We start from the raw sequence: 26,446 nt of genomic DNA on the forward strand, positions 1-26,446 counted from the left end.
CCCGCACGCCGATAAAAGAGAGAGGAGACCCCCTTGACCACCGCCACCCACCCGGGCCTGCAAAGCGCCCAGCGGCCCACGCGCAGCCGCTATCTCATCATGGTGATGCTGTTCATCACCGTCGTCATCAACTACCTGGACCGCAGCAACCTGTCCATCGCCGCCCCCGCGCTGAAGGACGAGTTCGGCCTGGACACGGTGCATGAAGGCCTGATCCTGTCGGCCTTCGGCTGGACCTACGCCGCCATGCAGATTCCCGGCGGCTGGCTGGTGGACCGCGTGTCGCCGCGCGTGCTGTACGCGGCCGCGCTGATCCTGTGGTCCGCGGCTACGTTCTTCATGGGTTTTGCGGGCAGCTTCGTGATCCTGTTCGTGCTGCGCCTGGCCGTGGGCGCGCTGGAAGCGCCGGCCTATCCGATCAACAACCGCGTCGTCACGACCTGGTTCCCGGAAAAGGAACGCGCCACCGCCATCGGCTTCTACACGTCCGGCCAGTTCGTCGGCCTGGCGTTCCTGACGCCGGTGCTGGCCTGGCTGCAGCACCACTACGGCTGGCACATGGTGTTTGTCAGCACCGGTCTCCTGGGCATCATCTGGGGCGTGCTGTGGTACCTGATCTATCGCGAACCGCGCCAGTTCAAGGGCGCCAATGCGGCTGAGATCGACCTGATCCAACAAGGCGGCGGCGTGGTCGACCTGGACAAGCGCGCGCGGGAGAAAAGGGCCCCATTCAACTGGAACGACCTGGGCCTGGTGATGACCAAGCGCAAGCTGTGGGGCGTGTACCTGGGCCAGTTCTGCCTGACATCCACCCTGTGGTTCTTCCTGACCTGGTTCCCCACCTACCTGGTGAAGTACCGCGGCATGGACTTCATCAAGTCTGGCTTCCTGGCGTCGGTGCCGTTCCTGGCCGCGTTCGTCGGCGTGCTGTGCTCGGGTGTGCTGTCCGACTTCCTGATCCGCCGCGGCGCCACTGTGGGCCTGGCACGCAAGCTGCCCATCATTCTGGGCCTGTTGATTTCGACGTCGATGATCGGCGCCAACTTCACCGATTCCACGCCCTGGGTCATCTTCTTTTTGGCCGTCGCGTTCTTCGGCAACGGTCTGGCGTCGATCACGTGGTCGCTGGTATCGACGCTGGCGCCGGTGCGGCTGCTGGGCCTGACCGGCGGGGTATTCAACTTCGTGGGCAACCTGTCGTCGATCTGCACGCCGATCGTGATCGGCTTCCTGGTGTCCAAAGACAGCTTCGCGCCGGCCATCGTGTACGTGTCGTCGCTGGCCTTGCTGGGCGCGCTGTCGTACATCCTGCTGGTGGGCAAGGTCGAGCGGATCGACGCCTGATCCCGCGCATTGCCGCAACCGAGGGCGCCTGCACAGGCGCCCTTTTTCATGCGCGGCGCCTGCGCCCGCCACCGCGCCACGGCAGGCCCGTTGACGCATCCGCTGGCGCGCTGCGGCTCATTATTGTTATGATATAACATATCTATTTAAGAACCTGAACCACGCGGACCCGCTGGCCCCCGTTCCGCGCCGCCTCGCGCCCTTCCCCTTTCCGACATCTTCAACCGAAGAAGGACACCCCGTGCTTGAAGCCATCGGCCTGACCAAACGCTACGGCGACCAGATCGCGTTGCATCCGCTGGACCTGCGCATCGAGCCGGGCGAAATCTATTGCCTGCTGGGCGCCAACGGCGCTGGCAAGACCACCACCATCAATCTGTTCCTGAACTTCATCGCGCCCGACGGCGGCCAGGCCCTGATCAATGGCCTGGATGCGGCGCGCGAGCCGCTGGCCACCAAGCAGCACGTGGCCTACATCCCCGAGCAGGTGAACCTGTACGGCACGCTGACGGGCCTGGAAAACCTGCGCTACTTCGCCGCGCTGGCGCTGGGCGAAGCGCCGCCGCGCGCCCGCTTGCTGGAACTGATGGCCGACGTGGGGCTGGAACCCGCCGCGGCGGACAAGCGCGTGGCCGCGTATTCCAAGGGCATGCGGCAAAAGGTCTGGATCGCGGTGGCCATGGCCAAGAACGCGCGGGCCCTGTTGCTGGACGAACCCACGTCCGGCCTGGACCCGTCGGCCGCGGCCGAATTCACGCGCCTGCTGCAACGCGCCAGCGAACGCGGCGTCGCCATCCTGAACACCACGCACGACCTGTTCCACGCCCGCCAGACCGCCACCCGCGTCGGCATCATGAAACGCGGCCGGCTGGTCGACAGCCTGGACAGCCGCCAGATCAGCGACACCGACCTGCAAGCCCTGTACCTGGCGCACATGAAGGCCGACGCATGATCCTGCTCATCGCCTTCAAGGACCTGCGCGAACGGCTGCGCGACGGCCGCCTTTACTGGGCCGGCGGCATCGTCGCCGTGCTGCTCCTGACCGCGCTGGCGGTCGGCTACCTGCACCAGCAGGAAGCACGCGCCGAGCAGGCCGCCGCCCAGAACGCCGACTACGGCGACTGGCTCAAGCAGGGCGCGCGCCATCCGCACGATGCCGCCCACCAGGGCATGCACGTGTTCAAGCCCGATACCGCGCTGGCGCTGCTGGACGCGGGCATCAACCCGTATATCGGCAGCACCGTGTGGTTGCAGGCGCACCGCCAGAGCGAAGTGAAGTTCCGGCCGGCGCAGGACGCCACCGGCCTGCAACGCTTCGGCGACCTGTCGGCCGCGTGGATCCTGCAAGCGCTGGGGCCCTTGCTGGTGATCGTGCTGGGCTTCAACGCGTTTTCGGGCGAACGCGAGCAGGGCATCCTGCGCCAGACGCTGAGCCTGGGCGTGGCGCCGTGGCGCCTGCTGTGGGGCAAGGCCTGCGCGCTGGGCCTGAGCCTGGCGCTGCTGCTGGCGCCCGCGGCCATCGCTGCCGGCGTGGCGGTGTGGTGGGCGGGCGGTCGCGCCGACGCGCTGTGGCGCCTTGTTGCGCTAGGGGCCGGCTATGCGCTGTACCTGGCCACCTTCGTCTTCATCACGCTGGGCGTGTCGGCGGCCGCACGGTCATCGCGCGTGGCCATCACGGTGCTGCTGGCGCTATGGATCGCCAACACCGTGGTCGCGCCGCGCGTCATGGCCGAGCTATCGCGCGGCGTGCACCCCAGCCCCACCCGGCTGGAATTCAACCAGGCCTTGCAGGACGACCTGAAAGCCACGTCCGACCGCGTCTGGATGCAGGCCTTCGGCACCACCGAACGCTGGAGCCGCGACGTGCCGCTGAACCAATGGGGCCTGGCGCTCAAGCTGGACGACCAGTCCAGCTACGCCGTCTACGACCGCCATTTCGGCGGCCTGTGGGACACCTGGGAAAGGCAGCAGGCCGTGCAGGAATCCGCCGGCTGGCTGATGCCGCTATTGGCCATCCGTGCCTTCTCGGCCGCGATGGCCGGCACCGACTTCGCCCACCATCGCGACTTCACCGTGGCCGCCGAACGCCAGCGCCGCGTGATCCAGGACATCGTCAGCGCAGACCTCGTCGCGCACGCCGACACGCTGGACCACCAGCACTTTTCGTATCAGGCCAGCTCATCGCTATGGGCCCGTGTGCCGCCCTTCCAGTACCAGCCGCCCGCCGCCGGCTGGGCGCTGCACGAGGCCCGCCTGAGCCTCTTGATGCTGGCCGCCGCATTGCTGCTGAGCCTGGCCTTTGCCTGGCGCGCCGTGGCCCGCCAGACCGCCCTGTAGGAGACCCCCTGGTGCACGCCCGACAATCCCGCCGCTACGCCCTGGTGCTGCGGCACGAACTGCGCCTGTTGACCCGCGAGCGCGCCCTGTGGCTGTGCGGCCTGCTGTTCCTGCTGCTGGTGGCCTATGCCGTCTTCAATGGCCTGTGGCAGACCTCGCTGCGCGACGAGGCCCAGGCCGCGCTGGTGCGCGCCGATGCGCAGGCCCGCGCCGGCCAGCTGGCGCAATTGCACCGCATCATGGATGGCCGCGAAACCCCCACGCCATTCGGCAACCCCGCCAGCCCGGCCAACATGGGCGGCGGCCTGGGCGCGCACTACGCCATCATGCCCAGCGTGGCCCTGGCGCCCGTGGCGCTGGGCCAGACCGACCTGTTCCCTTCGCAATTCAAGGTGACCTACCAAAGCAAGGTCAACTTCATCCACAACAACGACATCGAGAACCCCTGGCACCTGCTCAGCGGGCATTTCGACCTGGCGTTCGTGGTGGTCTACCTGCTGCCGCTGCTGATCTTTGCGCTGAGCTACAACCTGCTGTCGGGCGAGAAAGAAGACGGCACTTTGCGGCTGCTGTTATCGCAGCCCCTGGCGCTGCTGACGCTGATCGCCGGCAAGATCTCGCTGCGCGCCGCCGTGCTGCTGGGGGCCGCGGTGCTGTTGCCGATGGCGGCCCTGCTGCTGGTGCGCCCCCAGGCCCTGCACGCGGCCGGCACGACACTGTGGTGGGCACTGCTGGTCGGCGCCTATGCGCTGTTCTGGTTCTCGGCGGTGGTGGCCGTCAATGCCTTCGGCAAATCGTCGGCGGCCAATGCCATGATCCTGATGGTGGGCTGGGTGCTGCTGGTGCTGGTGGCGCCGGTGCTGCTGAACCTGGCCGCCGCCTTCGCCAGCCCCGCGCCGTCGCGCGCCGAGCTGGCCACCCGCACCCGCGTCGCCACGGCGCTGGCCATGCGCGACAACGCCGCGCTGCTGTCTACCGATTACCAGCACATGGACAAGCCCGACGTGCTGGTCCCCCGCGACGGCCGCCTGGAGATCACCGGCCGGCCCATGGGCCAGGCCCGTGTCGAGCGCCAGGTGGACGAAGCCATGCAGCCCGAGCTGGACCGCTTCGACGCCCAGCTGGCCCGCCAGCAGGCGCTGGTGGCGCGCTACAGCGTGCTGTCGCCCGCGGCCGTGGCGTACGAGGGCATCACCGCCCTGGCCGGCACCGGCCAGCGCCGCCATGCCCATTTCATGAAACAGATCGACGCCTACCACCAGGCCTGGAAGGACTTTTTCCTGCCCCGCATCGAAGCCGGCCGCGCCATCGCGCCCGCAGACTTCGCGGCCATGCCGGTGTTTCGCTGGCAGGAAGAAGACCCCGGCGTCGTGCGCGCGCAGGCCCTGCGGGCGTTGCTGCAGCTGCTGGCGCCCACGCTGCTGCTGCTCGCCCTGGCCGGCTGGCGCCTGCGTCGCTACCGGGTCGTCTAGCACCGGCCACCGCCCAAGACACGCTGTACCCCCCTTCAAGCCCAACGGGAAAGAGTCATGAGGAAAGTCGTATCCACCGCCGCCTTCGCGGCGTGCGCCGCCGTGCCCGGCGTCCAGGCACAGGAACCCGAGCTGCCCGCCATCCGCGTGGAAGCCGCCAGCGAGGCCGACGGCCTGCGGCTGGATTCGCGCAGCAGCACCGCGTCGCGCCTGGGCCTGACCCTGCGCGAAACGCCGGCGTCCGTCGAAATCCTGGCGCAGCAGACCCTGCGCGAGCGCGGCGCCAGCACCCTCAGCGATGCGCTGCGCGGCGCCACCGGCCTGGCCGGCGGCGGCCCGCCGTCCTCGCCCACCACGCTCTCGTCGCGCGGCTTCACCGACATCCTGTACCTGTACGATGGCCTGCGCATGTCCGGCGCCGGTTCGACCAACCGGGTCGAAGACACCTGGAACTACGAACGCATCGAAGTCCTGAAAGGCCCCGCGTCGGTGTTGCAGGGCGACAGCGCCATCGGCGGCATCGTCAACTTCCAGACCAAACGCCCCGACCGCGACAACCCCGGCCGCGAAGCCATGTTCTCGTATGGCAGCTACGGCAGCACGCGCACCGGCATCGGCCTGGGCGACAACGTCGGCGAGACCGGGGCCTACCGCATCGACTACAGCCACAACGACAGCCGCGTCGGCACCATAGCCCGCAACAGCAACAAGCTGGACCACCTGACCACGGGCATCGCCTTCGACGTGGCGCCCGCCACCCGCCTGGACCTGTCGTTCGACTACTCGCGCGACACCGGCCACGCCTACTGGGGCACGCCGCTGGTGCCGCGCAGCGTCGCCCGCGACCCGACCGGCGTGGTCAGCACGCCCGACGGCCGCGTGCTGGACCGCAGCCTGGCCGGCAACAACTACAACGTGCTGAACGACCGCAACGAAGCCGAAGCCTACTGGCTGCGGGCCCGCGTCACGCATAAGCTCACGCCCGCCTGGACCCTGCGCAACGAATTCGCGATGAACAAGGTCGACCGCCTGTGGAAGAACTCGGAATCCGCCACCTACAGCGCCCCCGGCTTCATCAACCGCGACCAGACCATCATCACGCACCACCAGCGCTACCTGATCGACCGCTTCGACGCCACCCACAGCGGCACGATTGCGGGGCTGTCGAATAAATTCGTGGTGGGCGGCGAGCTCAGCAAGACCAGCCTGGACAGCGAACGGCGTTTCTCCAACCGCAGCGCGTCGACGGCCGACGCACTGCGCGTGTCGCTGCGCAATCCCGCGGTCGGCTACTTCAATGATGACCCGGCGCTGATGAGCGGCCCCGGCAATCGCACCGATTTCACCACCGACGTACGCGGCGCGGCGTTCTTCCTGGAAGACTCGCTCAAGCTTGCCGAGCCCTGGACGGTCGTGGCCGGCTACCGCTACGACCGCATCCGCGTCGATCGCAGCGTGACGGACCTGAACGTCGGCAGCCGCAGCGAATTCGGCACCCGCTATTCCGCCAACTCGGCGCGCCTGGGCACGGTCTTTGACCTGACGCCGTCGTCGTCGGTCTATGCCCAATACACCAACGCCACCATTCCGGTGGGTTCGCTGTTCCTGCTGTCGCAAGCCAACGCCTCGTATCCGCTGGCCAAGGGCGAACAATGGGAAGCCGGCTTCAAACAGACGCTGGACAACGTCGAGTGGACAGCGGCGGTCTATCACATCAAGCTGGAAAACGTGCTGTCGCGCGACCAGAACGACGCGCGCCTGACGGTCAACAACGGCCGCCAATCGTCGCGGGGCGTGGAACTGTCGGCCGACTGGCGCGTTACGCCCCAGTTCACGCTGTCGGGCAACGTCGCGGTGCTGAACGCGCGCTTCGATTCCCTGACCGAGGCCGATGGCGCATCACGCGTGGGCAACACCCCGCCCAACGTGCCCGAGCGGGTCGCCAACCTGTACGCCAACTATCGGTTGGCCGACCTGCCGATGAATCTTTTCGTGGGCCTGAACCACACCGGCAAGATCTACACCGACAATGCCAACCAGATCCGCATCAACAGCCACACGACGGTCGATGCGGCGATCAGCTACCGCATCCGGCCCGCTCTCTTGACCTTCCGCGTGCGCAACCTGACGGACCGGCTGTATGCCTACTATGGCGGGCGTGCGACCAGCCAGGTGTTGCTGGCGCCCGGCCGCACGTATGAGCTGGGGGCTACGTTCGAGTTCTGACCGATCAGCAGCCTTGCACCGCCAGCCTGCGGCGCTGGTTGGCGGCGCGCTGCACCAGCACCAGGGCCAGGCCGGCCGTGGCGATGACCGCTCCGGCGATCGGCACGGCGGCATAGCCCAGGCCCGCCGAAATCACCGCGCCGCCCGCGGCCGCCCCCACCGCATTACCCAGGTTGAAGGCGCCCACGTTCACCGACGACGCCAGGCCCGGCGCATCGGTCGCGGCGCGCATCACGCCCATCTGCAACGGCGGCACCACCGCAAACGTCGCCACGCCGAAGATCAGCAGCGAAATCGCCGCGCCGACCGACGTCTGGCCGATCCACGGAAACGCCAGCAGGTCGATGATGACGATCACCAGGAACGTGATCAGCGTGCCGTCCAGCGAACGGTCGGCCATGCGGCCGCCCACGCCGTTGCCCAGCGTAAAGCCCAGGCCGATCAGCACCAGCATCCCGGTAATGAAGGCGGGCGATGCGCCGGTGATGTCCGCCAGCGTCGGCGCAATGTAGGTGTACAGCGTGAACATGGCGCCCGCGCCCAGCACCGTGGTCAGCAACGCCAGCAGCACGACGGGGCTCTTCAGTACGGCCAGTTCGTGGCGCACGTTGGGACGGCGGCCGGCTTCACCCGAAGGCAGCGCGAACCACAGCGACAACATCGCGACCAGGCCCAGTCCGGCCGTGGCCGCAAACGACATGCGCCAGCCAATCACCTGGCCCAGCCACGTCGCGGCGGGCACGCCGCCCACGTTGGCGATGGTCAGCCCCATGAACATGGTCGCCACCGCGCTGGCCTGCTTGTGCCGCGGCACCACGCTGGCCGCCACCAGCGACCCCAGGCCGAAGAACGCGCCGTGGTTCAGGCTGGTGACCAGACGCGCGAGCAGCAGCGTCGTGTAATTGGGAGACAGGGCGGACAGGATATTGCCAATGGTGAAGATCGCCATCAGCAGGATCAGCGCCTTGCGCCGCGACCAGCGTGAAAACGCCAGCGTCATCAGCGGCGCGCCCACCATCACGCCGATGGCGTAGGCGCTGATGAGCATGCCGGCGCTGGGAATCGACACTCCTACGCCGTCTGCAATCACGGGCAGCAGGCCCATGGGGGAAAATTCGGTCACGCCGATGCCGAAGGCGCCAACGGCCAGCGCCAGCAACGGCAAGCCGGCTTTCACCGGCGGGGATTCATGGGTAGACATGCGGGTTCCTTGGAGGGATTGCGCCGACCGGATGGTTCAGGGGCGATCCAGCTACACCAGCCGGCACCTAGGGAAAACCCGATCGGAAGACAGGCGCCCAGTATGCCGGGGATACCCTTGCGGAAAAAGCGACTAAACGGGGAAACACTTTTGATCTGGAGTCATGAATGACGGGGTCGCGCGCGCCGCCCGCTTATCGCCGCCCGACGCGCTTGGGCCGAATCACCACCTCCAGGGCCATCAGATCCAGCACGTCCAGCACCTTCTGCAATTGCAAGGTGGGCTTGCCCCGCTCCAGATCCACGACGAAGCGATTGCCGGTACCCGCCAAGCCCGCCAGGTCCGTCTGCAGCAAGCCCTGCTCGCGCCGCATGCTTCTCACCAGCTCGCCCAAATCGGCAGCAGTCCGGATAGTGGCAAGAACATCGCTGGATGGGGACTGCGTCGACATGGGCTGCTCCAAAATTACCGTTCGGTAATTTTATTGCCATTTGGGGGCAGAAACCCATGAAAAATTCCCGATCGGGAATTTTCGCGACAGACCCTCCTCCGAAGGCGCGAACCACGATTCACCCGTGCTGATACCGCCACGCCTGCGTCACGCCCCCATACCCGTAGGCCGTGGGCCGGCAGTTCGCGACGTGGATGCTTGAATGCGGGTGCACGTTGCCCGACAAGCCAGCCAGCAGTTCATAGGCCGCCTTGTGATAGTCCGCCTTTTCACCGCGGGCATTGGTTTCGCCCGTGATCGTGACCTCAAGCTGCACGCCGCGCATTTGCGCTGAACAAGCGCATGCCGTGCGCAACAATAAAAAATGGCGCCCGGACTCGGGCGCCATTTCCGGGCAGACTGCCGCTTACTTCAGCAGCAACGCATTCAACCGCTTCACGAACGCCGCCGGGTCGGCGATCTGGGCGCCTTCGGCCAAGAGCGCCTGGTCGAGCAGCAGGCGGGCCCACTGGTCGAACTCGCCGTCGTCGGCCGCGCGAATGCGCGCCAGCAGCGGGTGTTCGGGGTTGATTTCCAGCACCGGCTTGACGTTGGGCGCTTCCTGGCCGGCGGCCTTCAGCATGCGCAGCAGGTGCGGGCTGAGTTCGTTCTGGCCCACCACCACGCACGCCGGCGAATCCACCAGGCGCAGCGTCACGCGCACTTCCTTGACCTGGTCTTCCAGCGTCTTTTGCAGGCGCTCGACCAGCGGCTTGAAGTCTTCGGCCACTTCGGCCTGGTGCTTCTTTTCTTCCTCGTCGGCCAGCTCGGCCAGGTCCAGGCCGCCCTTGGCCACCGACACCAGCGACTTGCCGTCGAATTCGCGCAGGTACGACAGCATCCACTCGTCGACGCGGTCGGACAGCAGCAGCACTTCAATGCCCTTCTTGCGGAAGATTTCCAGGTGCGGGCTGTTGCTGGCTGCGGCGAAGGTGTCGGCCGTGACGTAGTAGATCTTGTCCTGGCCTTCCTTCATGCGCGCCACGTAGTCGGCAAACGACACGGTCTGCGCCTGGTCGCCGCTGTGGGTCGACGCGAAGCGCATCAGCTTGGCGATGCGTTCCAGGTTGGCGTGGTCTTCGCCTGCGCCTTCTTTCAGCACCTGGCCGAATTCCGACCAGAACGTGGCGTAGTCTTCCGGCTTGTTCTCGGCCAGGTCTTCCAGCAGCGACAGGATGCGCTTGGCCGACCCTTCGCGAATGGCGCGCACGTCGCGGCTTTCCTGCAGGATTTCGCGCGACACGTTCAGCGGCAGGTCCGCCGAATCGATCACGCCGCGCACAAAGCGCAGGTACGACGGCAGCAGCTGGTCGGCGTCGTCCATGATGAACACGCGCTTGACGTACAGCTTCACGCCGCGGCGGCCGTCGCGGTCCCACAGGTCCATCGGCGCGTGCCTGGGCACGTACAGCAGCTGGGTGTATTCGCTGCGGCCTTCGACGCGGTTGTGCGTCCAGGCCAGGGGATCGTCGTAGTCGTGCGAGACGGTCTTGTAGAACTCGCGGTATTGCTCATCCGAAACGTCCGACTTGCTGCGGGCCCACAGCGCGTTGGCCTGGTTCACCGTTTCCAGTTCGTCTTTCTTGACCTGCTCGCCCTTTTCCGCGTCCCATTCTTCCTTGGCCATGCGGATCGGCAGCGAGATGTGGTCGGAATAGCGGCGCAGGATCTCGCGCAGCTTCCAGCCGTTGAGCAGTTCGTCTTCGTCGGCGCGCAGGTGCAGCGTCACGTCGGTGCCACGCGTGGCCTTTTCGGCGGCGGCGATGGTGAATTCGCCCTGGCCGTCGGATTCCCAGCGGATGGCGTCCGACGCGCCCGCGCGGCGGCTGACCACCGTGACCTTGTCCGCCACGATGAACGACGAATAGAAACCCACGCCGAACTGGCCGATCAGTTGCGCGTCTTTCTGCTTGTCGCCGGTCAGTTGCGAGAAGAATTCACGCGTGCCGGAACGCGCGATGGTGCCCAGGTTGGCCACGGCTTCTTCGCGCGACAGGCCGATACCGTTGTCGGAAATCGTGACCGTGCGCGCGTCCTTGTCGTAGCTGACCGTGATGGCCAGCTCACCGTCGCCTTCGAGCAGCGCCGGCTGGTCGATGGCTTCGAAGCGCAGCTTGTCGCAGGCGTCCGATGCGTTCGACACCAGCTCGCGCAGGAAGATTTCCTTGTTGCTGTACAGCGAATGGATCATCAGGTGCAGCAGTTGCTTCACCTCGGCCTGGAATCCCAGGGTTTCGGACGGGGACGACGCGGCGTTTTGGCTCATAGTTCTACGTGAAGGTCTAAAAAATTAGGGACAAAAGAAACCGGTTACCGGGACGAAGCGCCCGCGCGGTTTCCGGGAAACCCTACTGTGATGGGGGCCATCGGCAGCTTTTCAAGACCGATCAGAACAGCCCCCATGACTTCCGGTAGCGGGTCTTGGCTTCCAGTATGGCTTCGCCCTCGATCGCGGCCATTTTGCCGTCGCGGATCAGCTTGCGAATATCGTCCGCCCGGATCTGCAGGGTCTGCTGCGAGCGCAGCAGAAAATCGGCGGCGGCAGGGTCCAGGATGCGGTAAATGGGGCTGAAGACCAGTTGGGTCGCACCCATCTCGTCAAAATAATAGAGCGCGTCGCCATGGCGCCAGACCGAGCCGAAGCGGTGATACACATCGCCGAGTTTCTGCCAGGCCCCCCCCGCCGTGTCCGGCAGCCGGTAGATCAGCGTCGACCGCGATATCAGCCCGCCACCGCTACGAGACCGATTCCAGGATTCCTTGCCCCGCAGAAACAGCACCTGCCGGCCATCGGAAAATACAAACGGCGACAGCGCGGTAAACGCCCCCGACGCAAACGGATCATCGCCGGCACGCTCGACCTGCCGGGTCTGGCTGTTATAGAAGTAAATGCCGTCCTGGCCGGCAAACAAGGCCTGATTGACGTGGCCGCCTTTCTCGCTGATCAGCCGGTACGGCGCACGCGCCGCATCGAAGGCCTGCGCACCGACGTACACCATGCCGTCGCGCGGGTCGCGCAGATAACGCTGGCGGTCCAGGCCGCCCACCTCGAACGAATACAAGCCCGGATCATCCGACAGCGGCAGCAGCGTCTCGCGAAAATACACGTGACGGCCGTCGGCGAAGAATTGATCGCCGGGCCGCGTCTCGCCCTCTTGCCGCGCCGCGATGCGCCGCAACGTCGCCGGGTTGGCCTGCGGCATTTCCGTGCCTTTGTAGAACACCCGCGCGCCGTCGGTCGCCAGCTCGCGCTCGAGCAGCGGCCGGTAGGGCTGCGCACTGGCCGGCAACGCCTTGAACGGATAGAGATAGGTCTGGGGTTTCTCGCCCCGGCCCGCCCTGAACAATATCTGCTGCCACACTTGCCGCAGGCCGCCCAATGCCGCGTTCGACTCGGAATGGAAAGCGCAGAAATAAGTGACCGTACCGTCAGTGAAATAGCCGTTGCCCAGGAACCTGGCCGACGCAGGTTGCATCTCCGGCAGGATCTGGTTGCCGCAATACACGTGGCGGCTGTCGCGCCCCGCCTGTCGGCCATCGTACGTGCGGGTTTCAAAGGCATCGAAACTCGCCGGGTCCGCCGCATCCATCCGGTAATAGCCATTGCTGGGCACGGCCGCATAGATGGCGCCCTGATACCGCTTATAGATACTGCTGCGGTAGGACTCGCCCTGGTCGACAGCCGCAAAGTCATCATTGCCGTCAATCACCAGAAACAGCAGGGTCATCGGCAAACCGGCAATCAGCAAGGCGCAAACGATGGCGATCCATCTCGTGCGTTTCTGCATGGTTTTCGGCCAGAAAGGCCCGGTGCGAAGGTCGGGTGGGTGGCTGCAAATTCTATCAAGCCGATCCGCCCCGGATTATCCGGTCGTCGATTGCCCAGGGCGCCTGGCCGCCTTCCCCGCTAAAATCCCGCACTTTCTTCCCTCCCCCCACCTTGCCGGCCCCTCCGCCATGCAACCCGCCTCCCTGACCCAACCCGCCTCCCACGGCGCCGCCGACGACGCCGAGCCCAGCCACGACCTGGTCTACGGCCCCGACGACCGTCCCGCCGCCCCTGTCGCTTTCGTCGCCGCCTTGCAGCACCTTCTGGCCATCCTGGTGCCCATCGTCACCCCCGGCCTGCTCATCTGCCAGGCGCTGGGCGTCAGCAGCCGCGACACCACCCTGATCGTGTCCATGTCGCTGGTCATCTCCGGCATCGCCACGTTCGTCCAGTGCAAACGTTTCGGCCCCCTGGGCGCCGGCCTGCTCATCGTGCAGGGCACCAGCTTCAACTTCGTCGGCCCGCTGATCGCCGGCGGCTCGGTCATGGTCAAGCAAGGCACCCCGGTCGAAGCCGTCATGGCCGCGATCTTCGGCGTCGTCATCGCCGGGTCCTTCGTGGAAATGGGCATCAGCCGCATCCTGCCCTTCGTCAAACGCCTGATCACCCCGCTGGTCACCGGCATCGTCGTGCTGCTGATCGGCCTGACCCTCATCAAGGTCGGCCTCATCAGCATGGGCGGCGGTTTCGGCGCCATGGCCAGCGGCACCTTCGCCAGCGCCGAGAACCTGACGCTGTCCGGCCTGGTGCTGGGCACCATCATCCTGCTCAACCGCGTGCCGGTCGTCTGGATCCGCAGCACCGCCCTGGTCCTGGCCCTGGCCGTGGGCTACATCGCCGCGGCCTACATGGGCCGCCTGGACTTCACCGGCGCCCGCGAAGCCGCGCTGTTCCAGATTCCCGTGCCGCTGCACTTCGGCCTGGGCTTCTCGTGGGCGCTGTTCGTGCCCATGCTGATCATCTACCTGGTCACGTCCCTGGAAGCCATCGGCGACGTCACCGCCACCAGCAAGGTGTCCAAGCAGCCGGTCGAAGGCCCGCTGTGGATGCAGCGCATCAAGGGCGGCGTGCTGGTCAACGGCGCCAACTCGCTGCTGGCCGGGGTTTTCAACACCTTCCCCAGCTCGGTCTTCGCGCAGAACAACGGCGTCATCCAGCTGACCGGCATCGCCAGCCGCCACGTCGGCGTGTGGATCGCCGGCATGCTGATCCTGCTGGGCCTGTTCCCGTCGGTGGCTGGCGTGCTGCAGGCCGTGCCCGAACCCGTCCTGGGCGGCGCCGCCATGGTCATGTTCGGCGCGGTGGCCGCATCGGGCATCAACATCCTGGCCGGCATCCACCTGGACCGCCGCGCCCTGCTGATCATTGCCGTGTCCCTGGCCCTGGGCCTGGGCGTGTCGCAAGTGCCGGAAATCCTGTCGCACCTGCCGCATGCCGTGAAGAGCGTGCTGGAATCGGGCGTGGCCACGGGCGGCATCTGCGCCCTGGTGATGAACTGGTTCCTGCCGGAGAAGAAGTAAGCGGTAGCAGGCCGGACCTTGCGCGGCGCGACGTCGCGCAGGGTCCTGCGGGCCGCGCGCCGGCCCGCCCGCCTGCATGCCTTGCCAGGCGCCGGCCCGTCGCCTGACAATTTTTTCCAGACCGCATATAATCGCGGTCTTCGCTTCTCCCGCAGCCGTCCTTAAGTAGCACCGGACGCGTTCGCGACCCCCTTGCCCGGGTGGTGAAATTGGTAGACGCAGGGGACTCAAAATCCCCCGCCGCAAGGCGTGCCGGTTCGATTCCGGCCCCGGGCACCATCAAGAATATTCCCCGTGATTGCCACGCCCTGTATCCCGACAGCGGGATACGGCGATCTCATTGCGCGCACACTCGCATCACGAACTCATCGAGACCATTCGGTGGGTTCACCTGATTCGATCCATCGCCCTGACCAATCGAAGTTCCAGTGCTTGCGTGTGACCGCAGGCTGTAAAAAGCGCGCGCTATTTGTCACCCGGCCCAATTCAGGCGGCCGGAAATTCGGCAAACTTGGCGCCTCACGGGTGGACTTTGCCTTCCTGCATGTAACTCCCCCATCAACTCGCTCCTGCCGACTGTCCGGGCGCCGCTCTCGCACCTTGCCATATCGGTAATTGCTATTTTTATTTGCTTTTGCGATAATTTCCCATGCACATCATCTCCAAGCGATCGTTGCGTGAGTTCTGGCTGATCCATCCCGGGTCCACCAACTCCCTGCTTCATTGGCACACGACGCTGGAACACGCAGAGGCCGCTGATTTCTCGGCGCTGAAGACGGTGTTCAACACGGTGGACTGGGTCGGCGGCCTTGTGGTTTTCGACATAGGCGGCAACAAGTACCGCATCGTTGCCGATGTGGTGTTCCGATCGCAGACCGTCTTCATCAAGTACGTTTTCACGCATAAGGAGTACGACTCATGGAAGCCGTAATCCCCGACCTGACCGAAGTGGCCCGCAGCTATGCTGAATTCCGCGCAATCGCGGGCGTGGGTGCGATCCGCAATGAAGCAGACTACGACCGCGCGCTTGCGTTGATCGAGGCGATCCTGGATAAAACGCGCGGCCTGCCTGCACGCGAAGACCCCTCGCATCCGCTGGCGGATCTGCTCGATCTGCTGACGGCGGCGGTGCATGAGTACGAGGCCGATCACCACGCCATCCCGGCGTCATCGCCCCGTGAGGTGCTGCGCTTTCTGATGGATCAGCACGGGCTGAACCAATCCGACCTGCCCGAGGTGGGCAGCCAGAGCGTCATGTCCGAGATTCTGGCAGGCCGCCGGATGCTCAACACCCGCCAGATTGCCGCATTGGTCGAGCGCTTTCACGTTCGGGCGGATGCCTTCATAGAACGCGCAGACACGCATTGAGAGAGCGGTCCCGCCCCACAGCAACGGGCAGGACCTTCTCCCCTTCTCAATGCCGCCCCCACCTACCCTCGTAATACACCCAGTGCCCATGCCGCTGGCGCCATTCCGGCCCGTGGTACACGTACCCGCGCCGCGCCGGTAGCCACACGCCTTCGATCCAGGCGTGGCGTCCGCCAACCCATTCCCAATGGCCGGGCGCCCAGACGTAGCCCACGCGGGGCGGCGGCACGACCTCGACCCGGGGTGGCGGCGGCGCCACGTCGATGCTGATGGCCACGCCGGCCTGCGCGACGCCCGGCACGCTCAGCGCCCCCAAGGACAACACCACCGCGGCACCCGCGGTCATCGCGGCTTTGATGAGGCTTTTCATAACGGTTTCTCCCTTGCAATCGCCGCGTTCGACGAGGCGAGCGCGGTGAGGCTAGTGTGCGCGGCGGGAATTATCGAAACGGTTACGCGGCGGGGGCGGGTGGTTTCAGGCGGTTTCGGCGGCGGGCCGGGGTGGGTGCGGCTCTACCGCCCGCTCCCCATAAATTCCGCCCAGTGGATTTAAGGGGAATTCCCCGATTCTCCGCCCCCAGCCCGGCCGATACCATTCGGCGCACTTCCGCCGGCTGGCGGGATGAAATCCATACGTTGCGCCCCTCGCGCGGAGACACCATGAAAACTTTGACCACTGTCGCGGCAGGCGCCGCGTTGCTTCTTTCGTCGTGGGGCGCCAGCGCGGGCGTGACGTTCGAAAGCGTCAAGAACAAGGGCTTCGTCCAATGCGGCGTGTCCACGGGCGTGGCGGGGTTTTCGGTCAATGACAGCAAGGGCGGCTGGATGGGGCTGGACGTGGACCTGTGCCGCGCGCTGGCCGTGACCATGTTCGGCGACGCGTCCAAGGCCAAGATCATGGCGGTGAGCGCCGTGCAGCGCTTTACCGCCTTGCAATCGGGCGAAGTGGACGTCCTGCCGCGCAACACCACCTTGTCCCTGACGCGTGATACCACGCTGGGCCTGATCGGCGTGGGCGTGAACTATTACGACAGCCAGGGCATCATGGTGAACAAGTCGCTGAACGTGAAAAGCGCCAAGGAGCTGGACGGCGCCACGGTCTGCGTGCAGCCGGGCACCACCACCGAACTGAACCTGGCCGACTGGTTCCGTTCGCAGAACATCGTGTTCAAGCCCGTCGTCGTCGAACGCCTGGACGAAATCATCCGCGCCTTCGCGGTGGGCCGCTGCGACGCCTTCACGGGCGACAAATCCCAGTTGGCGGCCGCGCGCAGCAACCTGGCCAACCCCGAGCAATACGACATCCTGCCCGAGAACTTCTCGAAGGAACCGCTGGGCCCGATGGTGCGCCAGGGCGACGAGCAATGGTTCAACGTGGTTCGCTGGACGATGTTCGCGATGCTGGAAGCGGAAGAGTATGGCGTGACGTCCAAGAACGTCGACGAGATGCTCAAAAGCACCAATCCGAACGTGCAGCGCCTTCTGGGCGTGACGCCGGGCATGGGCAAGAACCTGGGCGTGGATGACAAGTGGGCCTACAACGTCATCAAGACGATCGGCAATTACGGCGAGAGCTTCGAGAAGAACCTGGGCGAGACCAGCCCGCTGAAGCTGGCGCGGGGCTTGAATGCGTCGTACCGCCAGGGCGGGCTGATGTATGGGTGGCCGGTCCGCTAGGAACGTCCCGCCCGGAAAAACGAGCGCCGTGTGCGCTCGTTTTTTTTGCCTGCCGCGTGGGTGACGCATGGCATTGCGGGGCACCGCACCCGGATGTCACTTACGTAGTATCGTTGACGGCCCCGGCCTTTCCGCTTCCCTCAGGTACATGTCTTCTTCATCGATCTCCGTTCAATTCATCCCCACAGGTTTTGTTCCGACCGACGAACAGAGAAAGATCCAGGCGTCACGGCATCGCATCAATCTGGTGCTGGCCAATGCGGGTGCGGCCAAGACCACGACGCTGGCGCTGCGCATCGGCGAAGCCATCAGCAAGGGAACCGCGCCGGAAGAGATCCTGGCGCTGACGTTCACCGACGAAGCCAGGCAGGTGCTGCAGGCACGCCTGACGGCCGTGGGCATCGCGTACAACACGGCCCGGCGGGTTCGCGTGCAGACGGTCGAGGAATTTGCGCGGCAGGTGCTGGCCGGGATGGAAGATGCCGTGCCGAGCGCGTTGGCGTCGGTGCGGGAACAGAAGGCGTTCGCGCTGGATGCGTTGGAGAACGTCGCCCCCAATAATCCGGACCGGGGCGATGTGCTGGATATCCGCACCCACAACACGGCGGTCAGCCAGTTTCTGGAGAATCTGCTCAAACTGAAGGCCACCATGACCCTCATGCGTGGCGGCGAAGGCAACGACGCGGAATTTTCCGCGGAAGGCCTTGCCATTCCGGTGACCGATTATCTGTGGGCCATCGAATATGAAAAACTGCGCATCGACCTGTTCGGGTATGTCGAGGCGCGCGGTTTTTTTGACGCTACCTACGACCTGGCCTGCGCATTGCGCACGACGCCTGAAATGCACGAGGCCCTGCCCGCCTGCAAACTGGTGGTGTGCGACGAGTTGCACGACATCAACGAAGCGTCTTTCTGCATCATCGAGACGCTGTTGAATGTCCACCAGCCTTACTTTGTAGGCGTGGGGGATAAGGACCAGGTGATTTATTCACACCTGGGCGCGGACGATGTCTTTTTGCAGTATCGAATTGCGGCCAGCTTTCCGGACTGCGCGACGTTTCCGCTGTCGATGACCTACCGCCATGGTCCGCACCTGGCGTACGCCATGGAAGCGTTCAAGAACAAGGCGGTGGAGTCGAATCTGCCGCTGCGCACGGAGATTATCGAGACTGCCTATGCCGACCTGCCCGGCGCCTGCGGGCAACAGGTCGTCCAGGCCGTTCTTCAATGGAAGCAGGACGGCAAGCCGCTGGATGCCTGCTGCATTCTGTTTCGCGACCAGCATCAATCCATCGACGTCGAAAACGCGCTGATGCAGGCGCAAGTGCAATATCGCACGCTGACGATGCACAGCTATCTGCAACGCGACGAAATCCTGTTCTTGCGCGGCATGCTGGCGATTGCGCTGGGCGATTTTCATAACGTGGCATCGCCTGAAACCCGGGCCGCCATCGTGGAAGCGCTGGCGACGTTTGCCGAGGTGCCGCTGACGCCGCAAGAACTCAGCGAAGCCAAGGCGACGATCGCGCGGGACCCCGCCACGCTGGAGTATTTCTTCGAGGGCCAGATCAAGCGTGTCGGCAACCCGGCCGCCCGGGCACGCATCGAACAGGCGGTGGAATATCTGCGCAGCCTGGAACCGGCTGCCCCCGCCCATGCCGCGCTGGAAGCGGTGTGCGACTTCGTGGAAATGGAAAAACTGGCGCAGCGCCTGTATGTCCACCCGTACGAGGCCTCTGTCGTGACCAAATGCGTGAGCGGCTTCATCGGCACGGCGCGCAACTTGAACCAGAACCTGACCGACTTTTCCGCATGGATCGGAACCGCGGAGAAAGTCGCCGGCGCGCGGCCGGGCAAGGCCACGGTGTTGCTGGACTGCGTGGCCAACGTGAAGGGCAAGGAATTCGACCACGTGATCCTGCCCTTCCTGGATCAGGGCGAGTTCCCGAATCCGCTGCGTGCCCTGGCTGAAGAGGAAAACCTCTTTTATGTCGCCGCCACGCGGGCAAAATCCCGGCTGACGCTGGTGATGGCCGAAGACCCCGCACGGCGCAGCCCGTTCATCGCCCGGATGCAACTGGCGGGCACGCTCAGCCGCGCCAACCATGCCGTTCGCCGCAATGTCGGCGCGCCCACCGCAACCGCGGGCCGCCGCGACCTGAAGGTGGCCTACGCCAACAAGGACGCGGTGAAGTCGCTGGGCGCGCAATGGGATCGCACCCGGAAGGTCTGGTACGTCCCCGACCACCTGGACCTGGAGCCGTTCAGGACCTGGCTGGCCGAGCCGTGATCCGTCCCCGCCATGGCTTTTCCGTAGGCCCGTTTATGATGTCGGGGTAGCGAGTCCGCGCAAATGCGGTACTCTCCCCTCCCCAATCATTCCCCCCGCAAGGAGCCCAACATGGCACAAGCCTCCGCCCGCCACATCCTCGTCTCGACCGAAGCCCGCGCCAACGAACTGAAGACGGCCATCGCCAACGGCGCCGACTTCGCTCAAGTCGCCAAGGAAAACTCCAGCTGCCCGTCCAGCCGCGACGGCGGCAACCTGGGCACGTTCGGCCCGGGCCAGATGGTCAAGGAATTCGACACCGTGGTGTTCAGCGCCCCGGTCGGCGAAGTCCAGGGCCCCGTGAAGACGCAGTTCGGCTATCACCTGGTTGAAGTGACCAGCCGCAAGGACTAAGTCCCCGCTGCTGCACGACAAAAGGCCGCCGCCAGGGTTTCCTGGCGGCGGCCTTGTTCATCGATTGAACGCTTGTCGTGCCGCAGGCGTCCGGCTGCGGGCTTATCCCGCTGGCCACGCGCCCCTACAGCAGATACAACCTGAACGGGTACGCGTAGTAGATCTGTTCGGTCCGGTTCACCCGGCCTTCGAACTCTTTGTAGAGCTGCCTGCGGGTCTGGTACAGGGCGTCCATCGGGGCCTCGCCCTTGTTCAGGCCGCCAAAGAAATAGCGCAGCGTGAGCGTGGAGGAATGCCCGGCCTCGTTGCTGATGAGCGGCGCCACGTAATGACGCGCGCCGCTGCGGCGGGCGGCGTCGATGAAGGCCTTGCTCATGGCCAACTGGCTGGCGTCCAGGTAGACCAGCTTGAAGGCGGCGCCTTGCAGGTCCTTGGCATACAGGTCGTCTTCGCCCAGGCCGATGGCGTCGTTTTCGTCTTTTTCGGGCTTGCCCCAGGTGGGGCTGACGACGCCTTCGCCGCTGATCAGCAGGAAATCGTAGCGGCTGCGGGCGAACATGTCGGGCGTGGCGGTGCTGATGCGCTGGAAGGTCGAGCCGGGATAGAGTTTCTGCACGTCACCGGTGGCGTCGTCGGGATCCGTTTCCAGGTCGCGCAGGATGAAACCCTTGGACTGCGGGCCAAGTCCTTTGACGGAAGGGGTGCGCCCGTCCGCGGCCGCAGCCTGAATCGCAGAGCCGCCGCCCAGCTTGTCGAAGCTGAACGCGACCGGCTTCAACACGAACAACGGCACCCCGTCGACGGGCAGCAGGTCCAGCGCGAAATGCATGGACGTGGGCTCGATCTGGAAGATGACGCACGGCGCCTTGCGCAGGCCAGGCAGCAGCGGGCCGAAGAGTTCATGGGACAGCACCGCCATGCGCGCGTCGAACCGCGCATCCAGCCGCCGGTTTTCTTCGAGCATGTCGTAGACGCGGCGAAACTCGCGGGACAGGATGCCGGCCGAGCGCTCGGGGTTGACGGTCTGCGTGACGGCGTCGAATTCGGCTTGCAGGGCCAGGCGGTCATCTTGCTGATGCACGCCGATGTGCATGCAGCGCTCGGGCGCGGTCGGGGCGACTGTGCCGGCGGCCGGGGTGGCCTCGACCGCCGCGGCGGCGATACCGGGCAAGGCGCCAGCCAATAGCGCCGCGCAGGCCAGCAAGACGCCGGACAGGCGTTGGGAAAGCAGCCCGAAGCGGCAGGCGGCGGTGGGGGTCATGAATGAGACGTCTCTCGAAAACCAGACCCGCCCATGCTACGCACGAACCTTGTTAAGGTCTGTGAAGTTTGCGGCTGACTTTGTCGATGACGCAGGGGGCCATGGCACGGGGCATCACGCTGCCAGGCGATGCGTCCCATGATTGCGCCCAGCCGTGCGCTGCATCGCAGCACCGGATTCCCTATCAATTGATAATTTCTGTTCAGGTGACAGCCCGGACACCCTGCGACAGAATGGCCTGCACCCGGAGGAGACAACCGGGCCCCGCAAAAAACACAGAAGGTGCCAGGCCATGAAGCAGTCCAGGAACAAGGTCATCATCACCTGCGCCATCACCGGCTCGGTCCATACGCCGTCGATGTCGCCCCACCTGCCCGTCACGCCCGACCAGATCGCCCAATCGGCGATCGAGGCGGCCGAAGCCGGCGCGGCCATCGTGCACCTGCACGCGCGCCAACCGGATACGGGGCAACCCACGCAGGACCCGGCGCTGTACGCGCAGTTCCTGCCGCGCATCAAGGCCGCGAGCGACGTAGTGATCAACATCACCACCGGGGGATCGCCCATTCTGCCGCTGGCCGACCGCATGGCGCCCGCCCTGCGGTTCAAGCCGGAAGTGGCCTCGCTGAACATGGGGTCGATGAACTTCGGCATGTACGAGTTGCTGGAACGCTTCAAGGAATTCCAGCACGCCTGGGAACGCCCCTACCTGGAAGGCAGCAACGACCTGATCTTCAAGAACACGTTCAAGGACATCGAGCACATCCTCAGGTCGTGCAACGACAACGGCACGCGCTTCGAGATCGAATGCTACGACATCGGCCACCTGTACACGGCGGCGCACTTCGTGGACCGCGGGCTGCTCAAGCCGCCGTTCCTGATCCAGTCGGTATTCGGGATTCGCGGCGGCATCGGCACGCACCCCGAAGACGTGATGATGATGAAACGCACGGCCGACCGGCTGTTTGGCAATGACTACACCTGGTCGGTGCTGGCCGCCGGCCGCAAGCAGATTCCGCTGGCGACCCAGGCCGCGACGATGGGCGGCAATGTGCGCGTGGGGCTGGAAGACTCGCTGTGGGACGGGCCGGGCGAACTGGCGAAGTCCAACGCGGACCAGGTGCGGCGCATCCGCAAGATCCTGGAAGGGTTGTCGTTGCAGGTAGCGACACCGGACGACGCGCGCCAAGCCTTGCAGCTGAAGGGCGGCAGCAACGTCGCGTTCTGAACGCGTCGGGCATGCCTGCGCGCACGCCGGCCAGGCGGGCGCGATAACAACATCCAAGGGAGACAACACCATGAACAAGACATTGTGCGCGGCCGCGCTGGCCACGGCGCTGGGCTGGGGCGCCGCGGCGCAGGCCGATGACGGCGTGATCCGCATCGGCTTCATCACCGATATGTCCGGGCTGTCGGCGGACGCGGACGGCCCGGGCGGCGCCGAGGCCATCAAGATGGCGATTGCCGATTTCGGCGGCACGGTGGCGGGCAAGAAGATCGAGGTGCTGGTGGCCGACCATCAGAACCGCGCAGATATCGCGTCGTCGCGCGCTCGGGAATGGCTGGACCAGAAAGGCGTGAACATGCTGATCGCCGGGGCCAATTCGGCGGCGGCGCTGGCGATGGCCAAGGTGGCCGAAGAAAAGAAGACGCCCTTTTTCGTGGTGAGCGCGGGTGCGTCGGAACTGACCAATTCGCAGTGCACGCCCTACACGGTGCATTACGTCTACGACACCGTGTCGCTGGCCCGCGGCACCGCGCGCGCCATGCTCAAGGAAGGCAACAAGGACTGGTATTTCCTGACGGTGGACCATGCCTTTGGCCAGGCGCTGGAACGCGATGCGTCGGCGGTGGTCACGGCCGACGGCGGCACCGTCAAAGGCCGCGTGCGCCATCCGCTGAACACCGCCGACTTCTCGTCGTTCATCCTGCAGGCGCAGGCATCGGGCGCGACGGTGCTGGGGCTGGCGAACTCGGCCAGCGACACCAGCAACGCGGTCAAGGCGGCCGCGGAATTCGGCCTGACGCCCAAGATGAAGATCGCCGGCCTGCTGGTGCTGATCACCGATATCCACGCACTGGGCCTGCAAGCCGCGCAGGGCATGTACCTGACCACGGCGTGGTACTGGGACCAGGACGACGCCTCGCGCCAGTGGGCCGCGCGCTTCGAAGAGCGGATGAAGAAAAAGCCCTCGATGCTGCAAGCGGGCGACTATTCCGCCGCCACCACCTACCTGAAGGCCGTGGCCGCCACCAGGACGACGGACGGCGACACGGTGATGAAGTGGCTGAAGGCCAACCCGGTGAACGACTTCTTCGTCAAGGACGGCAAGATTCGCGCCGACGGGCTGATGCAGCATGACATGTTCCTGATGCAGGTGAAGACCCCGGCCGAATCCAAGGGGCCGTGGGACTACTACAAGCTGGTGGCGCGCGCCCCCGGCGACCAGATCTACACGTCGCCCGCGGAATCGACCTGCCGGCTGATGAAGCCCTGACCCGATACAAGGAACCTGAATGGCTGAGAAAAATCCTGTCCCCGGCGACATCGGTGCCCTGCCCGTGGACCTGGCCGGCAAGCGCGTGATCGTGACGGCAGGCGCCGGCGGCATCGGCGCCGCCATCGCCGGTGCATTCGCGGCCCGCGGCGCGCGGGTCCATGTGTGCGATGTGGACGAGCAGGCCCTGGCGGCCTGCCCCCACCCGTGGTTGCGCGCCGACGTCAGCCGCCGCGATGAAATCGACCGCTACATGCAGGCCGCGCTGGAGCACCTGGGCGGCCTGGACGTGCTGGTCAACAACGCCGGCATCGCCGGCCCCACGGCGGGCATCGCCGACATCGCACCCGACGCCCTGGACGCGACGCTGGACATCAACCTGGCCGCGCAATTCCATACCGTGCGGCACGCGTTGCCGGCGCTGCGCCAGGCGGGCGGCGGCAGCATCATCAACATCAGCTCGGTGGCGGGGCGCATGGGCGTGCCGATGCGCACCCCTTACGCGGCCACCAAATGGGGCGTGGTGGGCCTGACCCGCTCGCTGGCGGTGGAGCTGGGCGGCTACGGTATCCGCGTCAATGCGCTGCTGCCCGGACTGGTAGCCGGGCCGCGCATCGATCGGGTGATCGAGGCACGCGCCCGGAACATGGGCCTGACGGTAGAAGAAGAAACCCGCCTGGAACTGGCCGGCGTCAGCCTGGGCCAGTTCGTCCGCGCGGCCGACATCGCCAACATGGCGTTGTTCCTGGCCAGCCCGTTTGGCGCGATGATCAGCGGCCAGGCGATCAGCATCGACGGCGACTTGCAGTCGCTGCCCTGGCAACCGCCCGCGGATTGAGGCGCCCCTGGGGCCCTGTAGTGTTACAGGCCCCAGTCCAACAGCTGGATGGTATTGGCATACACGCCCTGCCGGCGCGCCTGGGCGCCGGCATGCAAGGCTTCCAGCAGGCGCTCGGCCACGTCTTGATTGGCGCTGTCCTTGCGGGTGATCAGCAGAAAATCGAACCACTGGCGCGACGTCAGCGGCAAGGCCACCAGATCCGGATAGGCCGACACGATATCGGACGCCGACAGCGCATTGACCAGGCTGATGCCACGCACCGCCCTGACCGTCCCCGCCAGCAACGTCATGTGCGCCTGCATGCCGGACCGCAGCTGTAGCGTATCGGCGATGTCGCCCTGGGGCATGACGTAGTCCGACCACAAGGGCTGCACATACGTGTCCGGTGCGATATCCGCCACGGCCACCGTGCTGCCGCCTGCCAGCGGATGGTCGCGATGGGCAATCGCCATGACCTCGGTCCGCAGGAACGGCCTGAAACTCAGGCGCGCGCTGTCTTGCGACACGGCGCCCAGCCCGACATCGGCGCGCATGGTTTCCACCGCGCTGATGAGCTGCACGGACGATTCCAGATCGATCGAGAACGGCCGGGTGCCGTTGGCCTGCACGTAGCGGCGCACGGCGTCGGACGCGTAGTCCAGCGCCAACGCGGGCGACGTCGCGATGCGCAGGCTGCGGCCGCCGAACTGTTCGATGCTGTGCAGGGCTTCGTCGATTCGCACCAGTTCGTCCAGCACGAACTTGGCCTCGCTGTACAGGTACTGGCCGGCCTCGGTGGGGCGCAGCGTCTTGTGGGACCGGTCGAACAGCAGCACGCCGGTGGCGGCTTCCAGCCGCGAAATGGCGTGGCTGACTGCCGGCTGCGTCAGGTGCATGGCCTGCGCGGCCTGGCGGGTCGACCCCGTCATGACCACGGTGTAGAAGATACGCAGGTCGTGGATGTTGAAGTTGCGCTTCATGCGAAATCGCGGCTCCCGGTAGAACACGGCCGGCGGGGCCACGCCCCGCCCGGTTCCTGATTCTAGGGGGTATCACGGCTGATCCGCCCGTCGCCACACGGGAAATCCGTCCGGCAACGGGCAAGCGCCTGGCGTTACACCTGGTCTTCCGAGTAGATGCCGGCCGAAATGGTGGAACTGCCCACGATCAGCTCGCCGTACAGCAGCGGCACGGGATTACCCTGTGCCGTCGTGTTCACCGGGCCGTTGAAGTTGTACGACGCGCCGTTGTTGGGCCCGTCCTTGGCGCTCAACGCCCGCTGCTGGGGGCTCAGCATCTGGACCAGGCCCCCAAGGGCCATGGCCATGCCCATCGACGCCATGGCGCCCGAGAGCGTCATGGCGCCCCAGGCGATGGCGTTCAAACCAGGAATGAAGGACGCGACGATCAACGCCACCCCCACCACCACCTGCATCAGGCCGCCGCGCTTGGCGCCCGTCGGCATGGGCGCGATGCGGATGTCTTCGTTGCCTGCCGGCCGCGCAAGCTCGTCTTCGCCCAAGTTGCGCCGGCCGATGAAGCAGGCGTAGCGCACCCCCTTGGATTCGCTGTCGAGCAGGCGGTTTTCAAAGCCGGGCAGCAGGACGCACAGCGCACGGATCGCCTCGGACGTGCTGGACACGGCCAGCCGGTGCAACCGGCCAAACTCCGCGCCCAGCCTGCCGTAGAGGCGGATGGTCTTCAGTTGTTGTGTCATGGT

General features: G+C 65.8%; 23 protein-coding genes and 1 tRNA gene. 15 read left to right on the top strand and 9 right to left on the bottom strand.

Annotated elements, in window-relative coordinates; all coding sequences use genetic code 11:
• The first annotated feature begins 33 nt into the window (after nt 1-33).
• The 5 genes from ACUDP5_RS26400 to ACUDP5_RS26420 all read left to right on the top strand — a co-directional run bounded on the left by ACUDP5_RS26400 (nt 34) and on the right by ACUDP5_RS26420 (nt 7,379).
• Nucleotides 34-1,344 carry an MFS transporter gene (locus ACUDP5_RS26400; RefSeq protein WP_445657624.1) on the top strand — a complete coding sequence of 437 codons (1,311 nt, stop codon included), beginning with the start codon at nt 34-36 and terminating at the stop codon, nt 1,342-1,344.
• Nucleotides 1,345-1,585: 241 nt separating this feature from the next.
• The gene (locus tag ACUDP5_RS26405; protein WP_263909316.1) at nt 1,586-2,296 is read left to right on the top strand and encodes an ABC transporter ATP-binding protein; all 711 of its coding nucleotides are present in this window, start codon (nt 1,586-1,588) and stop codon (nt 2,294-2,296) included.
• Complete coding sequence (locus tag ACUDP5_RS26410) at nt 2,293-3,681, top strand: ABC transporter permease subunit (RefSeq protein ID WP_445657625.1); 1,389 nt, start codon at nt 2,293-2,295, stop codon at nt 3,679-3,681. Before ACUDP5_RS26405 ends, ACUDP5_RS26410 begins: the two co-directional genes overlap by 4 nt.
• 11 nt (nt 3,682-3,692) lie before the next feature.
• Nucleotides 3,693-5,153, top strand: coding sequence for an ABC transporter permease subunit (locus tag ACUDP5_RS26415; protein ID WP_445657626.1), 1,461 nt, complete (start codon nt 3,693-3,695; stop codon nt 5,151-5,153).
• A gap of 57 nt (nt 5,154-5,210) precedes the next feature.
• Nucleotides 5,211-7,379 carry a TonB-dependent receptor gene (locus ACUDP5_RS26420; RefSeq protein ID WP_445657627.1) on the top strand — a complete coding sequence of 723 codons (2,169 nt, stop codon included), beginning with the start codon at nt 5,211-5,213 and terminating at the stop codon, nt 7,377-7,379.
• A 4-nt stretch (nt 7,380-7,383) separates the two neighbouring features.
• Here the strand turns inward: ACUDP5_RS26420 and ACUDP5_RS26425 are convergent, their stop codons facing one another.
• From ACUDP5_RS26425 to ACUDP5_RS26445, 5 genes are all read right to left on the bottom strand, one after another.
• Complete coding sequence (locus ACUDP5_RS26425; RefSeq protein ID WP_263909311.1) at nt 7,384-8,580, bottom strand: MFS transporter; 1,197 nt, start codon at nt 8,578-8,580, stop codon at nt 7,384-7,386.
• 193 nt (nt 8,581-8,773) lie between these two features.
• A complete protein-coding gene (locus tag ACUDP5_RS26430; protein ID WP_445657628.1) occupies nt 8,774-9,031 on the bottom strand; it encodes a type II toxin-antitoxin system Y4mF family antitoxin in 258 nt (85 codons plus the stop codon).
• Nucleotides 9,032-9,149: 118 nt separating this feature from the next.
• Entirely contained in the window at nt 9,150-9,356 is a 207-nt protein-coding gene (locus tag ACUDP5_RS26435) for a hypothetical protein (protein WP_445657629.1), read from the bottom strand.
• An 81-nt stretch (nt 9,357-9,437) separates the two neighbouring features.
• Nucleotides 9,438-11,336 carry a molecular chaperone HtpG gene (gene htpG / locus ACUDP5_RS26440; protein WP_445657630.1) on the bottom strand — a complete coding sequence of 633 codons (1,899 nt, stop codon included), beginning with the start codon at nt 11,334-11,336 and terminating at the stop codon, nt 9,438-9,440.
• A 121-nt stretch (nt 11,337-11,457) separates the two neighbouring features.
• A complete protein-coding gene (locus ACUDP5_RS26445; protein WP_445657631.1) occupies nt 11,458-12,858 on the bottom strand; it encodes a DKNYY domain-containing protein in 1,401 nt (466 codons plus the stop codon).
• 169 nt (nt 12,859-13,027) lie between these two features.
• Between ACUDP5_RS26445 and ACUDP5_RS26450 the strand changes: the two genes are divergently transcribed.
• From ACUDP5_RS26450 to ACUDP5_RS26465, 4 genes are all read left to right on the top strand, one after another.
• The gene (locus tag ACUDP5_RS26450) at nt 13,028-14,419 is read left to right on the top strand and encodes a nucleobase:cation symporter-2 family protein (protein ID WP_445657632.1); all 1,392 of its coding nucleotides are present in this window, start codon (nt 13,028-13,030) and stop codon (nt 14,417-14,419) included.
• A gap of 194 nt (nt 14,420-14,613) precedes the next feature.
• Nucleotides 14,614-14,698 (top strand) — tRNA-Leu (locus ACUDP5_RS26455).
• 370 nt (nt 14,699-15,068) lie between these two features.
• Nucleotides 15,069-15,350, top strand: a complete 282-nt coding sequence (locus tag ACUDP5_RS26460; protein WP_175217504.1) for a type II toxin-antitoxin system HigB family toxin — start codon at nt 15,069-15,071, stop codon at nt 15,348-15,350.
• A complete protein-coding gene (locus tag ACUDP5_RS26465) occupies nt 15,338-15,787 on the top strand; it encodes a helix-turn-helix domain-containing protein (protein WP_175217503.1) in 450 nt (149 codons plus the stop codon). Before ACUDP5_RS26460 ends, ACUDP5_RS26465 begins: the two co-directional genes overlap by 13 nt.
• Before the next feature lie 46 nt (nt 15,788-15,833).
• Here ACUDP5_RS26465 and ACUDP5_RS26470 read toward each other — a convergent pair whose 3' ends face one another.
• Nucleotides 15,834-16,157, bottom strand: coding sequence for a YXWGXW repeat-containing protein (locus ACUDP5_RS26470; protein ID WP_445657633.1), 324 nt, complete (start codon nt 16,155-16,157; stop codon nt 15,834-15,836).
• Between the two features lie 290 nt (nt 16,158-16,447).
• On the opposite strand from ACUDP5_RS26470, the gene ACUDP5_RS26475 reads away from it, so the two are divergent.
• From ACUDP5_RS26475 to ACUDP5_RS26485, 3 genes are all read left to right on the top strand, one after another.
• A complete protein-coding gene (locus ACUDP5_RS26475; RefSeq protein ID WP_263909263.1) occupies nt 16,448-17,464 on the top strand; it encodes an amino acid ABC transporter substrate-binding protein in 1,017 nt (338 codons plus the stop codon).
• A gap of 148 nt (nt 17,465-17,612) precedes the next feature.
• Nucleotides 17,613-19,754 carry a UvrD-helicase domain-containing protein gene (locus ACUDP5_RS26480; RefSeq protein ID WP_445657634.1) on the top strand — a complete coding sequence of 714 codons (2,142 nt, stop codon included), beginning with the start codon at nt 17,613-17,615 and terminating at the stop codon, nt 19,752-19,754.
• Nucleotides 19,755-19,865: 111 nt separating this feature from the next.
• Nucleotides 19,866-20,147, top strand: coding sequence for a peptidylprolyl isomerase (locus ACUDP5_RS26485; protein WP_263909261.1), 282 nt, complete (start codon nt 19,866-19,868; stop codon nt 20,145-20,147).
• Nucleotides 20,148-20,271: 124 nt separating this feature from the next.
• On the opposite strand, the gene ACUDP5_RS26490 is transcribed toward ACUDP5_RS26485, so the two are convergent.
• Nucleotides 20,272-21,408: a hypothetical protein gene (locus ACUDP5_RS26490; RefSeq protein WP_445657635.1), complete on the bottom strand. Its 1,137-nt coding sequence runs from the start codon at nt 21,406-21,408 to the stop codon at nt 20,272-20,274.
• Nucleotides 21,409-21,700: 292 nt separating this feature from the next.
• Between ACUDP5_RS26490 and ACUDP5_RS26495 the strand changes: the two genes are divergently transcribed.
• From ACUDP5_RS26495 to ACUDP5_RS26505, 3 genes are all read left to right on the top strand, one after another.
• The gene (locus ACUDP5_RS26495; RefSeq protein ID WP_445657636.1) at nt 21,701-22,636 is read left to right on the top strand and encodes a 3-keto-5-aminohexanoate cleavage protein; all 936 of its coding nucleotides are present in this window, start codon (nt 21,701-21,703) and stop codon (nt 22,634-22,636) included.
• 70 nt (nt 22,637-22,706) lie between these two features.
• Nucleotides 22,707-23,906, top strand: a complete 1,200-nt coding sequence (locus ACUDP5_RS26500; protein ID WP_445657637.1) for an ABC transporter substrate-binding protein — start codon at nt 22,707-22,709, stop codon at nt 23,904-23,906.
• Between the two features lie 19 nt (nt 23,907-23,925).
• The gene (locus tag ACUDP5_RS26505; protein ID WP_445657638.1) at nt 23,926-24,744 is read left to right on the top strand and encodes an SDR family oxidoreductase; all 819 of its coding nucleotides are present in this window, start codon (nt 23,926-23,928) and stop codon (nt 24,742-24,744) included.
• Nucleotides 24,745-24,767: 23 nt separating this feature from the next.
• Here ACUDP5_RS26505 and ACUDP5_RS26510 read toward each other — a convergent pair whose 3' ends face one another.
• Together ACUDP5_RS26510 and ACUDP5_RS26515 are read right to left on the bottom strand one after the other, a co-directional pair.
• Nucleotides 24,768-25,706, bottom strand: coding sequence for a LysR family transcriptional regulator (locus tag ACUDP5_RS26510; protein ID WP_263909256.1), 939 nt, complete (start codon nt 25,704-25,706; stop codon nt 24,768-24,770).
• A gap of 134 nt (nt 25,707-25,840) precedes the next feature.
• Nucleotides 25,841-26,443 (bottom strand): tail assembly protein, encoded by a 603-nt coding sequence (locus tag ACUDP5_RS26515; RefSeq protein WP_445657639.1) that lies wholly within the window; start codon nt 26,441-26,443, stop codon nt 25,841-25,843.
• Nucleotides 26,444-26,446: the final 3 nt, after the last annotated feature.

The organism is Achromobacter sp. NCFB-sbj8-Ac1-l (assembly GCF_052695805.1).

Excerpts from the sequence above, each read along its gene's own strand:
- ACUDP5_RS26410 (WP_445657625.1), top strand. The coding sequence starts at position 2,293 with ATGATCCTGCTCATCGCCTTCAAGGACCTGCGCGAACGGCTGCGCGAC.
- ACUDP5_RS26420 (WP_445657627.1), top strand. The coding sequence starts at position 5,211 with ATGAGGAAAGTCGTATCCACCGCCGCCTTCGCGGCGTGCGCCGCCGTG.
- ACUDP5_RS26425 (WP_263909311.1), bottom strand. The coding sequence starts at position 8,580 with ATGTCTACCCATGAATCCCCGCCGGTGAAAGCCGGCTTGCCGTTGCTG.
- ACUDP5_RS26430 (WP_445657628.1), bottom strand. The coding sequence starts at position 9,031 with ATGTCGACGCAGTCCCCATCCAGCGATGTTCTTGCCACTATCCGGACT.
- ACUDP5_RS26435 (WP_445657629.1), bottom strand. The coding sequence starts at position 9,356 with ATGCGCGGCGTGCAGCTTGAGGTCACGATCACGGGCGAAACCAATGCC.
- htpG (WP_445657630.1), bottom strand. The coding sequence starts at position 11,336 with ATGAGCCAAAACGCCGCGTCGTCCCCGTCCGAAACCCTGGGATTCCAG.
- ACUDP5_RS26445 (WP_445657631.1), bottom strand. The coding sequence starts at position 12,858 with ATGCAGAAACGCACGAGATGGATCGCCATCGTTTGCGCCTTGCTGATT.
- ACUDP5_RS26450 (WP_445657632.1), top strand. The coding sequence starts at position 13,028 with ATGCAACCCGCCTCCCTGACCCAACCCGCCTCCCACGGCGCCGCCGAC.
- ACUDP5_RS26460 (WP_175217504.1), top strand. The coding sequence starts at position 15,069 with ATGCACATCATCTCCAAGCGATCGTTGCGTGAGTTCTGGCTGATCCAT.
- ACUDP5_RS26465 (WP_175217503.1), top strand. The coding sequence starts at position 15,338 with ATGGAAGCCGTAATCCCCGACCTGACCGAAGTGGCCCGCAGCTATGCT.
- ACUDP5_RS26470 (WP_445657633.1), bottom strand. The coding sequence starts at position 16,157 with ATGAAAAGCCTCATCAAAGCCGCGATGACCGCGGGTGCCGCGGTGGTG.
- ACUDP5_RS26475 (WP_263909263.1), top strand. The coding sequence starts at position 16,448 with ATGAAAACTTTGACCACTGTCGCGGCAGGCGCCGCGTTGCTTCTTTCG.
- ACUDP5_RS26480 (WP_445657634.1), top strand. The coding sequence starts at position 17,613 with ATGTCTTCTTCATCGATCTCCGTTCAATTCATCCCCACAGGTTTTGTT.
- ACUDP5_RS26485 (WP_263909261.1), top strand. The coding sequence starts at position 19,866 with ATGGCACAAGCCTCCGCCCGCCACATCCTCGTCTCGACCGAAGCCCGC.
- ACUDP5_RS26490 (WP_445657635.1), bottom strand. The coding sequence starts at position 21,408 with ATGACCCCCACCGCCGCCTGCCGCTTCGGGCTGCTTTCCCAACGCCTG.
- ACUDP5_RS26495 (WP_445657636.1), top strand. The coding sequence starts at position 21,701 with ATGAAGCAGTCCAGGAACAAGGTCATCATCACCTGCGCCATCACCGGC.
- ACUDP5_RS26500 (WP_445657637.1), top strand. The coding sequence starts at position 22,707 with ATGAACAAGACATTGTGCGCGGCCGCGCTGGCCACGGCGCTGGGCTGG.
- ACUDP5_RS26505 (WP_445657638.1), top strand. The coding sequence starts at position 23,926 with ATGGCTGAGAAAAATCCTGTCCCCGGCGACATCGGTGCCCTGCCCGTG.
- ACUDP5_RS26510 (WP_263909256.1), bottom strand. The coding sequence starts at position 25,706 with ATGAAGCGCAACTTCAACATCCACGACCTGCGTATCTTCTACACCGTG.
- ACUDP5_RS26515 (WP_445657639.1), bottom strand. The coding sequence starts at position 26,443 with ATGACACAACAACTGAAGACCATCCGCCTCTACGGCAGGCTGGGCGCG.